The organism is Anaerococcus groningensis (genome assembly GCF_046365465.1).
Lineage (GTDB): Bacteria > Bacillota > Clostridia > Tissierellales > Peptoniphilaceae > Anaerococcus > Anaerococcus groningensis.
On sequence record NZ_JBGMEG010000008.1, the window covers coordinates 53,924 to 67,233 of the forward strand.

At 29.3% G+C, this 13,310-nt stretch carries 11 protein-coding genes and 1 tRNA gene; 10 read left to right on the top strand and 2 right to left on the bottom strand.

Features of this window, described 5'->3' with window-relative positions; all coding sequences use genetic code 11:
- The first annotated feature begins 53 nt into the window (after positions 1–53).
- From AB9Q04_RS05275 to AB9Q04_RS05315, 9 genes are all read left to right on the top strand, one after another.
- Positions 54–2,405 (top strand): ATP-dependent DNA helicase, encoded by a 2,352-nt coding sequence (locus tag AB9Q04_RS05275; RefSeq protein ID WP_410024322.1) that lies wholly within the window; start codon positions 54–56, stop codon positions 2,403–2,405.
- Positions 2,386–3,753: a 23S rRNA (uracil(1939)-C(5))-methyltransferase RlmD gene (rlmD, locus tag AB9Q04_RS05280; protein WP_410024323.1), complete on the top strand. Its 1,368-nt coding sequence runs from the start codon at positions 2,386–2,388 to the stop codon at positions 3,751–3,753. The genes AB9Q04_RS05275 and rlmD overlap by 20 nt, the downstream gene beginning before the upstream one ends.
- Before the next feature lie 135 nt (positions 3,754–3,888).
- Positions 3,889–4,539: a response regulator transcription factor gene (locus tag AB9Q04_RS05285; protein ID WP_410024324.1), complete on the top strand. Its 651-nt coding sequence runs from the start codon at positions 3,889–3,891 to the stop codon at positions 4,537–4,539.
- 1 nt (position 4,540) lies between these two features.
- Complete coding sequence (locus tag AB9Q04_RS05290) at positions 4,541–5,401, top strand: sensor histidine kinase (RefSeq protein ID WP_410024325.1); 861 nt, start codon at positions 4,541–4,543, stop codon at positions 5,399–5,401.
- Positions 5,402–5,453: 52 nt separating this feature from the next.
- Positions 5,454–6,134, top strand: coding sequence for an ABC transporter ATP-binding protein (locus tag AB9Q04_RS05295; protein WP_410024326.1), 681 nt, complete (start codon positions 5,454–5,456; stop codon positions 6,132–6,134).
- Positions 6,127–8,556: an ABC transporter permease gene (locus AB9Q04_RS05300; RefSeq protein WP_410024327.1), complete on the top strand. Its 2,430-nt coding sequence runs from the start codon at positions 6,127–6,129 to the stop codon at positions 8,554–8,556. The genes AB9Q04_RS05295 and AB9Q04_RS05300 overlap by 8 nt, the downstream gene beginning before the upstream one ends.
- Positions 8,557–9,119: 563 nt before the next feature.
- Positions 9,120–10,292, top strand: a complete 1,173-nt coding sequence (locus tag AB9Q04_RS05305; RefSeq protein ID WP_410024328.1) for an iron-containing alcohol dehydrogenase — start codon at positions 9,120–9,122, stop codon at positions 10,290–10,292.
- A gap of 13 nt (positions 10,293–10,305) precedes the next feature.
- Complete coding sequence (locus AB9Q04_RS05310) at positions 10,306–11,220, top strand: serine hydrolase domain-containing protein (RefSeq protein WP_410024329.1); 915 nt, start codon at positions 10,306–10,308, stop codon at positions 11,218–11,220.
- Between the two features lie 4 nt (positions 11,221–11,224).
- Complete coding sequence (locus AB9Q04_RS05315; RefSeq protein ID WP_410024330.1) at positions 11,225–11,533, top strand: DUF4298 domain-containing protein; 309 nt, start codon at positions 11,225–11,227, stop codon at positions 11,531–11,533.
- A gap of 77 nt (positions 11,534–11,610) precedes the next feature.
- Here the strand turns inward: AB9Q04_RS05315 and AB9Q04_RS05320 are convergent.
- Positions 11,611–11,686, bottom strand: a tRNA-Lys gene (locus tag AB9Q04_RS05320).
- 47 nt (positions 11,687–11,733) lie between these two features.
- The gene (locus AB9Q04_RS05325) at positions 11,734–12,645 is read right to left on the bottom strand and encodes a C39 family peptidase (RefSeq protein WP_410024331.1); all 912 of its coding nucleotides are present in this window, start codon (positions 12,643–12,645) and stop codon (positions 11,734–11,736) included.
- Between the two features lie 122 nt (positions 12,646–12,767).
- On the opposite strand from AB9Q04_RS05325, the gene AB9Q04_RS05330 reads away from it, so the two are divergent.
- Complete coding sequence (locus AB9Q04_RS05330) at positions 12,768–13,268, top strand: QueT transporter family protein (protein ID WP_410024332.1); 501 nt, start codon at positions 12,768–12,770, stop codon at positions 13,266–13,268.
- Positions 13,269–13,310: the final 42 nt, after the last annotated feature.

Here is a 13,310-nt window from a genome sequence, read left to right on the forward strand (position 1 = left end):
TCTAATAATCAATATATACCCTAATAAATAGTATAGTAATAAAAGGTGATTATATGTTAGTTAGAATATCTGTTAGAAATCTTATAGAATTTGTCATGCGTTCAGGAGATATTGACAATAGATTTCGTGACAATGCTAGGATGATTGAGGGAATTAGAGCCCACCAAGCCATCCAAAAAAAATATGGAGATAATTATAAAAGTGAGTATTCTCTAAAGAATACTACAACTATTGACGATGTAGAATTTAGGGTAGAAGGGAGAGCTGATGGTCTACTTAAAGATAAAGATGGCTATATTATAGATGAAATAAAATCTACGACAAGACTTCTTTCTGAAATTGATGGATCAAATAAGCTCCACTGGGCTCAGGCTATGTGCTATGCCTATTTTTTTGCCCTAGATAATAATTTAGATAAGATGAGCATAACCTTAACTTATGTAAGTATTGAAGATTACTCTACAAAAATTTTTAGAGAAGAGTTTACTTTTGAATACCTAAAAAAATTTTACTTTAATCTTTTATATGAGTATTTAAACTTTTCGAAAATTCTTGCAAAAAACAAGATAAATAGGGATGAGTCCATAAAAAAATTAAACTTTCCCTATAAAGATTACAGAAAAGGTCAAAGAAAAATGGCTGTTGCTGTCTACACTGCTATATTAGACTCTAAAAAATTATTTGTAGACGCTCCAACTGGCATAGGCAAAACCATATCTACAGTTTTTCCTTCCATTAAATCTATGGGTGAAGATTTAACTGATAAGATTTTTTATCTAACTAGCAAAAATACGCAGGCCAAGGAAGCTCTAAAATCAATAAGAATTTTAGAAAACCAAGGACTATTTATAAAAGCCTTATCAATTACGTCCAAGGAAAAAATTTGTTTAAATGATGAAGTTAAGTGTAATCCAGTAGATTGTCCCTTTGCCAAGGGTCACTTTGATAGGGTTAATGATGCTTTAAGAGATATAATAGATAATGAAAAAATAATGAATTTTGACACTATAACTTCATATGCAGAAAAATACAGGGTGTGTCCCTTTGAATTAGAACTTGATATATCATCCTATGCTGATTTTATTATATGTGATTACAATTATGTATTTAATCCAAATACATATTTAAAAAGATTTTTTGATGAAGTTATTGATAGGTATGTGTTTTTAATTGATGAATCTCATAACTTAGTAGAACGAGCTCGCGATATGTATAGTTTTAGCTTTACTGATAGCCGTTTTACTCATCTTATAGATAATTTAGATGATAAAAAATATAAAACTATAATAAAATATCTCAACCAAATAGCTGATACCTTTGAAGTTTTGTATAATAAGCACGGTAAAAGGCTGTATCATGCTCAAGAAAGTCAAATAGAAGATTTTGATAGCAAATTTATAAAACTTTTAAAACCTCTACAAAAATATTTGGTGGAGGAAAGAGAAGATGAAAATTATGATGAACTTTTAAACCTATTTTTTGACATAAATAAATTTCTTAAAATAGGAGAATATTATACCAAAGGTTTTTACTCGGTCATATCTTATGATGAAGAACTGGATGATAAAATTTTTGAGATAAAATGTATAGATCCATCCCTAGTATTAACCAATACTTATAAAAACGCTATGTCAACTGTATTTTTCTCTGCAACCCTTTCTCCTATGATTTATTTTACAAAAACTTTAGGAGCAGAAGATAGCTTAAAACTAAGACTAGATATGCCTTTTGATGAAAATAACTTTGAACTATTTAATAGAGAGATTAGTACTAGGTATAGGGATAGAAATAATAATGTAGTCCATATTAGTGAAGCTATCAATGAATTTATAAATTCTAAAAAAGGAAATTATTTTATATTTTTTCCATCATATTCTTACTTAGAAGATGTCTATGAGGACTATAAAACTCGTTTTGATGATGAGATTATAGTTCAAGATAGATTTATGAATGAAAAAGAGACCAATAAGTTTTTAAAGCAATTTGATAAAGATTCAGCAAAAACGGCCTTTGTAGTTCTTGGAGGTATTTTTTCTGAGGGAGTAGATTTAGTAGGTGATAGACTTATTGGATCTATGATTATATCTGTAGGAATGCCTGGTGTAAGTAATGAGAGAAATTTAATTAAAACTCATTTTGATAAAATGGGTTTAAGTGGTTTTGATTATTCCTATACCTATCCTGGCCTTAATAAGGTCTATCAAGCAGCCGGCAGAGTTATAAGAAGTGATAATGACAAAGGAATAATCTATTTGCTAGATGATAGATTTAACCAATATAAATACAAGAACCTTTATCCAAAGCATTGGAAAAATAAGGGCCTTAAGATAGTAAATGAAACAAAAGATTTTAAGAAAGAAGCAGATAAATTTTGGGAGGGTTTAATTGAGAAAAAAGAAAAATAGCGAAGTAAAAATAAAGGATGTAAAATATCCAAATATTTCTATTGGTGAAGATCAAGATGGAAATATTGTTGAATTTAAAGGAGGGGTCTTAGGTCAAACTTGCAAGGTTAAAATTACTCGCAATAGACATGATTATAAAAAAGGAAAATTTATAGAATTACTAGACCATTCCCCTCTTGAAAATAGTAGGCATTTTTGCCCTCAAGCTGATGCCTGTGGGGGATGTGCCTATCAACGATTGCCATACGAAACAGAACTAATGCTCAAACAAGACATGGTAAAAAAATTGTTAGCTGATAATGATATCTTTTATGAGGGTGATATACCTATAAATAAATCTCCAGTCATAGAAGGATTTAGAAATAAAATGGAATACACCTTTGGGGATGCCTATAAGGGTGGAGAATTAATCCTGGGACTACATAGACAAAATAGATTTTATGAAATAGTTGACACTGTAAATTGTAATGTAGTTGATGGTGATTTTAATACCATAAGGAACGCAGTTCAAAATTATTTTAGGGAAAAAAATACTAGCTTTTATCATAAGTCTATGAAAGAAGGATTACTAAGACATTTTATAATTAGAAAAGCTCATAGAACTGGCGAAATTATGGCAATCCTTGTAACCACAAGTGATGAAAGCTTTGATCAGATGAGAAAAAAACTTTTTGTAAATTTTCTAAATGATTTAAGGCTTGATGGTAAGATAGTATCTATTTTTCATGTAACTAATGATTCTGTAGCTGATGCGGTGGTTCCAGAAAAAGTTGAGCTTTTATTTGGCAAAGACCATATAACAGAAAAGATGCTAGATTTAAAATTTAATATATCTCCATTTTCATTTTTCCAACCAAATGTATTTGCTGCTGAAAAACTTTATCAAAAAGCCTTTGATTTTGCAGGTATAGATAAATCTATGAATGTCCTAGACTTATACTCTGGGACAGGAACTATAACCCAAGTTATGGCAAGTGTAGCTAACCATGCCACAGGTATAGAAATAGTAGAAGAAGCAGTAGAAAAAGCTTACGAAAATGCAAATCTTAATAAAATAGAGAACATAGACTTTCTATGTGGAGATGTATTAGAGGAAATTGAAAAGGTTAGAGGAGATTATGATGTAGTTATCCTAGACCCTCCAAGGGCTGGCATAGCACCAGAATCTTTAGAAAAAATAATAAACATAAATCCTAAAAAATTTGTATATATATCTTGTAATCCGAAAACTCAAGTTGATAATCTAAAAACTTTTATAGAGAAAGGATATAAGGTTAAAAAATACGAAATATTTGACCAGTTTCCAAACTCTAGACATGTGGAGACTATAGCTCTACTTGAAAAATAATTTTTTAAAAGGCTTACAAGGAAAAAATTGTAAGTCTTTTTTACTAATTTTATATTCAATTATTTTAATTAATTTATTAAATTATAGATTGTATACTGTGAGTATGACTATTAAAACTCAATTAAGGGGATAATAATGAAAAATGTTTTAATTATAGAAGACAACAAAGATATTGCCTTACAAATGAAAAAATATCTAATTAAAGATGGCTATGGGGTTGAGATTGCATCATCTTTTTATGAAGCAGAATATAAAATGAATATTGATATAGATGTAGCACTACTTGATATAAATCTACCAGATAAAGATGGTCATCATTTGATAGAAAGATTAAAAGATAAGGACATAAGAGTTATTGTAATAACAGTTAAAAATGATGAAGATTTTATCATTGAATCCCTAGATCAAGGAGCAGATGATTATCTGATTAAGCCATTTTCCCTTGCAATATTGAGGGCAAGAATTGATGCAGTTTTAAGGACAATACCTCTAAGTCAAGACAAAAAAATCACTTATAAAGATATCAAAATAGATTTAAAAGAGTCAAAAGTTTATTATAAATGTAATCCAATAGAGCTGACTCCACTTGAATATGAAATACTAGTCTTATTTATTAAAAATCCTCACAGAGTCTATACAAGAGGCCAGCTGTTAGAAATGTTTTGGGAAGATAGGGATAAGTTTGTAAATGACAATACTCTCACATCGACAATAAAAAGAATTAGGGAAAAACTTGATAGGGAAGTTATTACTACTGTTAGAGGAATTGGTTATAGGATGGATTGAGATGTTATATGTATTTTGGATATTAAGTCTCGGACTACTTTATTATTTTTTGAAAAAAAGAAAGAAAAATAGAATAATTGAGCTTATAGATTTGATAGAAAATATGAAAAATCAAGAATATAAAATCCCTATGAAACAAGATGATTTTTCGATTTTAGAAGATAATATTTACAAGCTTTTTATAGAAATAGTAGAAGCTAAAGAGACAAGTAGAAGAAATAGTGAAAAGCAAATAGAATACCTAGAAGATATCGCTCATCAAATAAAAACTCCCATTACATCTATGCTTTTTTCTATAGAGAGTTTGGAGATAGACTTTCCAGCTAATGGGGATATAGAGATATTAAAAAGGCAAACTATTAGATTAAACTCTCTATCAGATATTTTACTCAAATTATCAAGCCTTGATGCAAATAAAGATTTAATGAAAAAAGAAGAAATTCGTTTAGATGAATTAGTGACATATGCTTTAGATAGTTTAGATTTAAGGAGATCAACTAATGTAGAAGTAGCAGAAAGTTTAAAGGAAAATAGTATTTATGGTGATTTTTATTGGCTGGCAGAAGCTCTAATCAATATTGTTAAAAATGCTGATAATAGACCGACTTGTGATAAAATCATGGTTTCATCATATAAAAACCCCCTCTATACAAGCTTAATCATTGAAGACAATGGTGGAGGAATTGAAAAAGAGAATATGAAAAAAATTTTTAAACGATTTTATAAAACACCTGACTCAAATGGTTTTGGAATTGGCCTTGCTATGGCGAAAACAATTGCCCAGAAAAACAACGGTGACATTTCTGTTTCAAATATTGATGCTGGAGCAAGATTTGAAATTAAATTTTACAATATCACCTAAAAATCACTTTACTTTTATATACTTACCTTGATATAAGAAAAAGGAGGCAAGTATGGAAATTTTAAAAGTAGAAAATTTAAGAAAAGAATACGGAGAAGGCAATTCTAAGGTGGTGGCCTTAGATGGAGTTGATTTGACAATTGAAAGAGGTGAATTCGTCGCTATTGTTGGACCAAGTGGATCTGGTAAGTCAACTCTCTTACATATCATAGGAGGAGTAGATAGTCCAAGTGAGGGCAAAGTTTATATAGAAGGTAATGATATTTCTCAGTATTCTTCAAAGGAACTAGCTCTTTTTCGTAGGAGAAAAGTAGGTCTAATATATCAATTTTATAATCTAATCCAAAACTTGACTGTAAGACACAATATAGAACTTCCACTAAAACTTGATAAAAGAAAAATCAATGAAGAAATCTTACTTGATACAGTTAGAAAACTTGGTATAGAAAGTAAACTCGATTCTTTCCCAAGCGAATTATCAGGTGGTCAGCAGCAGAGAGTTGCCATAGCGAGAAGTATTATCTACAAACCATCAATAATCCTAGCTGATGAACCAACAGGCAATTTAGATAGGAAAAACTCCAAGGAAATAATAGAAATCTTTAAATATTTCAATAAAAGCTTAAAACAAACAATAATCCTAATCACTCACGACGAAAAAATCGCTCTAGAAGCAAGTCGTATTGTAACTATAGTAGATGGGAAAATTGTAGGAGATGAGAAAAATGAATAAGAAGAATTTCCCTATTTTTATATCGGTTTTTATTGTTTCCTTGTTTTTTACAGTGATATTCTATTATTCATTTTCTAGCATATCTTTTACAAATAGAGAATTCAGGAGCGAATATTACGAAGATGCCTATATAGAAGGAGATATAAAGGAAAATGATTTGGCTAATATAAAGAGTAATGAATATGTTAAAGAGGCAGGTTTCGAGTCGAGTGATTCAATATCGGGAAAAATTGAAGACGAAATTTTATCAATCTCTCTATTTGACCAAGCTATTGCCAATATGAAGGGTGATTATAATTTAAAAGAAGGAAGATACCCTAATAATTTCGATGAAATTGCCCTTAGCGAGAATGTTATAAAAAATAAAAATTTAGCTTTGTCAGATAGTGTAAGAGTTGAATTTGGAAAAAGAACTTTAAATGGAAATATTGTAGATCCTACATACAAGCCTACAAGTAATGAAAAATTCATAAAAACAACAAGTAAGGAAATGAAAATAGTTGGAATTATTAAGGATAATCCTAATAATATCAGTGTAGCAAATATACTTATTGATTCAGATTATGAGAATAAACTGACAGCCGTAAGATTTAAATCACTTTATAAAGCTTATGATAATCAAGGTATAATTGAAGAAGATCTATCAAATAAACTGGGTAAGAAAATTAAAATTGAATTTGAACCATCAATTGTTGAGCGTTATTACTTATATGAAAGTAATGTGGGAAGAATATTAAAACAATTATCAACAGTTTTTCTTATAATCTTAGCTATAGCTATATTTGTATTTTTTAATAAAAATATATTTTTGGTATGGTCTTTAGAGAAAATCAAGGTCTTATCCATGTATAAATCAATAGGTAGCACAGATTCACAGATACTTTCTTTGCTTTTTAAAGAAGCAGTTATCATATCGATCTTACCATTATTGCTAGGACATTTTTTAGGCTATGTAGTAATTAAAAAATATTTTAGCCTGATCAATACTAATTTGAGCATAGATATGCCAACTTCTGTAGATTTTAATATTATATTAAGCCTAGTTATAATATTGATTTCTTTATTAATAATATTTATATCGCTTGCAATTACTTTGAGGAAAATAAAGAAAATAGAGATTATAGATGGCTTAAAAGGACTAATAAACTTTAAAAAATCAAAAAAGAAAAGAGCTAGTACTATTTTTAAGGAACTAAGGATAAATAATCTTGCAAGTATTAAGTCACAATCATATATTTCAACAATAGGGGTCTTAATAATATCAGTTTTATTTATCTTGATATCTTTTTCAAGTTATGCGGTAGATTTAGGGGCTTATGATGATGATTATAATTTGACAGTTGATTATTGGAGTAGTGATCCTACGCTTCCTAATAATCTAATAGAAGTTGATAAAAGAATTGATTCTAAAAAATCATTTATATTCCAGCAGAGAAATTTATCTATAGAAAATAATTTAGAATTTTCGGAAGAGTTTTTTACGAATGGTTTAGAAGAATTTTTATTAGAAAATAGTAGCTATACTGAAGGAAATCTAATTTTAGGAAAAATTGTAGGGCTTAGAGAAGAAGACCTTAATATATTAGGAGGTAATAAAGGAGAATTTATTTTATATAATATGATCCAGTCCAACCCTACTGAGCCGTTAAGAGATGCTAAAATGGTTAAGTTTTTTGAAAATCCCGAAAAATTAGATGTAATAACAGCAAGTGGAAACAAAACCTCAATTGACATTAGTAAGAGCATAGATGATTTAAAAGATATTACATTAAAAATTAATCGAGGTGTCGTCTATATTTTTACAGATTTTGATACCTACTTCAAACTCTTAGAGTATACCGGTAATGGAAATCTAGTAAATTATCCTTTTGCTCTAAAAATGGATGTGAATCCTGATGGAATTTCTGATAGCAAAGAATCTATTAAGGAATTTTTAGATAGAAATCCTAGAACAGATGAGCGCTATGAAGTTTATAGTGATAGTGATAGGAATGAGGAGGATGACAATTTCTTGGGTGTACTTTTAAACACAAACTTCATCCTATCAGCTATAATTCTTGCTTTGAATATCACAAATGGATATGCTTCTATAAATTCAAGCTTGATGGCAAGGAAAAAAGAAATTGGCAACTTATATTCAATAGGAATGGAAAAGACTGATTTAGAAAAATTATTAAAACAAGAATTTGTATTTGAACAAATAAAATCATTTGCATTAGCAATATTAATGACTTTTTTTGTTATTACAATCATGTCAATAATTTCATCTGGATATAGTTTTTATGTATTTTTAAAATACTACAATCACCTAGCGTTCTTAGTATTTTCGATAGTTGTATACGCTGCAAACTTGTTAATCTATCACATCTCCTTAAAGAGAATATTAGACAGACCGACTATAGATTTAATTCGAACAATATAATTTCAAATAAAGAGGAGTATATGAAGAAAAAATCAGTAAATAATTATTTGTAGTTGGAATCGCAATTTTGGTAATTTCTTAACTACTTCCAGTCGATATATTTGAAAACTATACAAAGCTAAGAACAACTGGACTCATATCAATGTTTGTACAAATATTGAACTAATTAGCTTTATTATTTGGAGTAAAGTAGAAAGACGGATTATTTATAGTGTTGAATATTCTGTTAATCATATTACTTCCTATAGTAATGTTTTCAGGCCATCTAATTTAAGTAATACGATTAGAACAGGAAAAAGTAATCTAAACAGCTCTTTTAAGGGCTGTTTTTTCTTTACTCCAGAGTGATATAATAAATTATAAGATGCTTATTTATTAACACAAACTCACAGACGAGACTTTTGAAAAATATCAAAAATTATAGATACTGATTAATAATGACAGGTGGAGACAATTTGCTTATTAAGTAAATATTAAATCTTATAAAAGATTGTTATATTTATAATTTTTTGTAGGATAATAAGGGTAAATACTAAAATAAGTAAGTTTTATAAGGAGGCAATATGAAAGACTTTAATTTTAATATATCAACTAAGATATTATTTGGTAAAGACCAACTTAATAACCTAGCAGATGAGATAAAAAAATATGGGCAAAGAGTACTTTTAGTTTATGGTAGAAGCTCTATTAAAAAAATCGGACTTTACGATGAAATTTTAAAGATTTTTAAGGATAATTCTATTACCCATTTTGAGCTATCGGGTGTTGTACCAAATCCTAGAATCGATAAGGTGCGTGAAGGTGTAAAAGTAGCTAAGGAAAATGATGTTGATTTTGTATTAGCAGTTGGTGGGGGCTCTGTAGTTGACTCGGCAAAATTAATTTCGGCTGGTTTTTATACTGATAGTGATCCATGGGATATAGTAATAAAAAAAGAAAAAGTTACAAATGCTCTACCTTTAGGTAGTATTTTAACTCTTGCAGCTACTGGATCTGAAATGAATACTGGTTCTGTTATATCAAATGAAGAAACAGGCCAAAAACTTGGCTGGGGATCTGAATACGTAAGACCAAAATTTGCAATAATGAATCCAGAATATACTTACAGTGTAGATTCTTACCATACTGCAGCAGGTACTGTAGACATTATGAGCCATACTATGGAAAATTATTTTACATTAAATGATGGTGCTTATTTAAATGATAGGTTCGCAGAAGGTATTTTAAAAACTTGTATAAAATATGGTCCAATAGCTATAAAAGAAAATGATAACTATGAAGCAAGAGCAAATCTTATGTGGGCAAACTCTTGGGCAATCAATGGTCTGATTAGTGCTGGAAAGGCAACAGAATGGTCAGTCCATGCTATGGAGCACGAATTATCTGCCTTAAGAGATATAACTCATGGGGTAGGACTTGCAATTCTAACTCCAGCTTGGCTTCTATATTGTTTAGATGATAAAACAAGTGAAAAAATTGCAACATTTGGTTACAACGTTTTTGATATAGAAAAAACTAATTCACAAATATATGATGCAAAAAAAGCTATAGATGCGCTTAAAGATTTTCTAGAATCTTTAGGAATTAATCTAAGTTTAAAAGAAGAAGGATTTAGTGAAGAAGACCTTCCTATTATGGCTAAAAATTGCTTAGAAAATAAAAATAAAAGTCAAATAGATGGATTTAAGACTTTAAAAGAAGAAGATATCTTAAATATTTATAAAAAAGCTTTTTAAGTGATAGGTATTGATGAATATTATTGAAAATCTTGAGCTAAATGATACTGGCTATAAATCTTTAATTGTCTATAAATATGGGCAGGGTTATATAGTAAATAAGAAAAATAATCAGCAAGTCAATATTAGGTCTATAGCAAAAACTATTCTTGCCCTTACTTGTGGGATTTTAATAGAAAAACATATTGGTTTTAATGAAGAAACATACATTTATCCAATAATTAAAAATAAAGTAAACTTAACCAATACAAAGAATGAAAAATATTTAAAGCAAATTAAAGTTAAACACCTTCTAACTCATAGTGTAGGATACAGAGATATCCTCTTGATGAGTAAGGATATAAATAAATTTAATGTAGGTAACTTATTAACTGAAGTAATCAATCATCCTATTTACTACAAACCAGGAACTTATTTTCTCTACTCGAATGCTAGCTACTTTATCCTAGCAGCTGCTATGGAGGAGGTCTTAGGGTATGATTTGTTTGACTTTATAGATGAAAATTTATTTAAGTCCTTGGCTATAAAAAATGCTAAGGCTGATAAATATGGTGATTATCTAGCAGGAGCAACCAAGTTTTATCTATCAGCTGATGACCTATTAAAAATAGGAAAGTTACTTTTAAATAATGGCAACTTTGAAGGTAGGCAAATTGTTAGTAAAGATTGGATTAAAAAAATGAAAGCTCCATATTTTGACAATAACCAAGAAGCTAAGCAAAAATATCTATCAGAAGATTACTATGGATATAGCTTGTGGCAATCAGAAAATGGGATTATCTTTGCCTCAGGAACGGGTGGCCAGTTGATTGTCTTACTTGAAAAATTAGGTACTATAATAGTAACTACAAATAGTGGCAGTGATAATTATGGTTATAAGATTAAAAATGAGGTAGATACTATTATAGAAAAATTAAATAGGGGGTAGACCAATGGACTACGATTACATTATTGAATTAACTAAAATTTATGAAGACCATAAAAAGCTAACAGATAAATTATGTAACGCTCTTCAAGAATTTAAGGACCACCAAAAAGAATTAGAAAAATTAGAAAAATACTACTATAGTGAAGATTTTATGAAAGACTATGATGCGTCAAATAAAGGAGAAATTCCAAGTGATATTAATCAAGGAATCCTAACTGAAGATGCAATTTATGATCTTTTAGGTGATAACTATTATATGGCACGAGAAATGCTAGACTTAGCAAACTATATCATTCAGGATAAGGAAAAATAGATTGGTTTATTCAATCTATTTTTTTTATGAAAATTTGTAAATAAAAAAACTGCGAATTAAATCGCAGTTTAAAAATCTGGTGCACCATCAGAGGTTCGAACTCTGGACACCCTGATTAAGAGTCAGGTGCTCTACCAACTGAGCTAATGGTGCAAATAAAATACTATTTTATTATATGCCTCCATTAGCATCTTGTCAAATTAATATATTTGCCAAATATGGGCTATTTGATTGCTCATTTCTTCAAAAGACCAAGGTCTCATGGTATTTTTTACACTGTTTGGGTCATTTATCAAAAATTTTCCATCTTCATATGAATCTATAACAAATATATGGCCGAATAATGTGAAGTAGCCTCTATTTACAGAAACTATTAATGGACCTTTTTTAAGTGCATCTATCATTTCTTTCTCATTTACAGCAATATCTTTTGAGTTAAGATTGTATTTTTTTGCTTCATCTGGAAAAAATGCCCATGAGATTCCTTCACTTGACATATAAGTCTTAGCATCTTTGGCAATTTTATCAGGGGAAATACTCAGATCATTTTTTATTCTTGATAGAACCATAGCGGTAGATGTTGGACCACAACCAGATATACCTATATTTCTTTGACCTAGTTCATTATAAGCCCATCTATTATCCCATTGTAGATAGAGAGGGGTTTTTCTTCCTAAATCTAAGGAAGGGCCTGGATTATTTGGAAAATCTGTTATATTGTGGTTCATATTATAAACAAATTCAATAGTATCTGGGTCATTTCCTGTAAGATATGCCTCTACACTTGTTATATTAAAAAAGTTATCATATACCCAACGAGCCTTAGGGTCTTTATCTGCGTATTTCTCTACATTTTTTATAATATCTTCTTTTACTTCTGACTTAGCTTTTGGCTCTGTACTTTTATTTAGATTTTCTTCTTCATCTATAACCATATCAGAAAGTGTTTTATCATTTGATTTTAAAAATGTGTTTATAGCAAGCTCATTGATATCTGATACTATATTTATATTTTCTTGATCAACTAAACCATCAGAATTATTTCCTAAGCTGCTTGTACAGGAGCTAAGAGCTATAAGCATGATAGTTGTAGCTATTAATTGTTTTTTCATACCTTTATTTTACTCAATCCTAGTGTGTGTTCAATATTATTTTTATATTTCATAATAATATGGTATCATAGCTAAGTAATGTTTCTTGGCACCCATTACAGAAAAAAAATCAAGGAGAAAAAATGACAGAAAGAAATAATTTTACAAAAGATACTAACTTTTTGGTTAGGTCTGCTATAGTTGCAGCTTTGTATGTTGTGTTAACATTACTTGTTCCTATGCCACAATACGGGCCAATCCAGTTTCGTTTTTCAGAAATATTGGTATTATTAGTTTTTTATAACAAAAAATATATACCTGGATTAGTTTTAGGATGTGCTATAGCAAACTTATTTAGTCCTATGGCTTGGTTTGATGTAATATTTGGTACTTTATCATCATATATAGCTTTTAAACTTATGACAAGGACTGACAACTTATTTGTAGCTTCATTATTTCCAGTTCTATTAGTATCTGTTCCAGCTTTAGGAACTTACTTTTTATTAGATAACTCCGGAGCATTTATTACTATGCTATTTTCATTTATGGCAAGTGAATTTGTCATGGTAAGCTTAATTGGTGTTATAATCTTTAAAGTACTAGAAAATAATAAGGCGTTTATGAAAAATATAATAGAATTTTAAAAAAGCTCCCAAAATGAGCTGAACCCGTAAACACGGAATAAC

What these genes read in the sequence shown, in the direction of transcription:
- AB9Q04_RS05315 (WP_410024330.1), top strand. Translation starts at nt 11,225, where the DNA reads ATGGACTACGATTACATTATTGAATTAACTAAAATTTATGAAGACCAT.
- AB9Q04_RS05305 (WP_410024328.1), top strand. Translation starts at nt 9,120, where the DNA reads ATGAAAGACTTTAATTTTAATATATCAACTAAGATATTATTTGGTAAA.
- AB9Q04_RS05330 (WP_410024332.1), top strand. Translation starts at nt 12,768, where the DNA reads ATGACAGAAAGAAATAATTTTACAAAAGATACTAACTTTTTGGTTAGG.
- AB9Q04_RS05285 (WP_410024324.1), top strand. Translation starts at nt 3,889, where the DNA reads ATGAAAAATGTTTTAATTATAGAAGACAACAAAGATATTGCCTTACAA.
- AB9Q04_RS05275 (WP_410024322.1), top strand. Translation starts at nt 54, where the DNA reads ATGTTAGTTAGAATATCTGTTAGAAATCTTATAGAATTTGTCATGCGT.
- AB9Q04_RS05325 (WP_410024331.1), bottom strand. Translation starts at nt 12,645, where the DNA reads ATGAAAAAACAATTAATAGCTACAACTATCATGCTTATAGCTCTTAGC.
- AB9Q04_RS05300 (WP_410024327.1), top strand. Translation starts at nt 6,127, where the DNA reads ATGAATAAGAAGAATTTCCCTATTTTTATATCGGTTTTTATTGTTTCC.
- AB9Q04_RS05310 (WP_410024329.1), top strand. Translation starts at nt 10,306, where the DNA reads ATGAATATTATTGAAAATCTTGAGCTAAATGATACTGGCTATAAATCT.
- AB9Q04_RS05290 (WP_410024325.1), top strand. Translation starts at nt 4,541, where the DNA reads ATGTTATATGTATTTTGGATATTAAGTCTCGGACTACTTTATTATTTT.
- AB9Q04_RS05295 (WP_410024326.1), top strand. Translation starts at nt 5,454, where the DNA reads ATGGAAATTTTAAAAGTAGAAAATTTAAGAAAAGAATACGGAGAAGGC.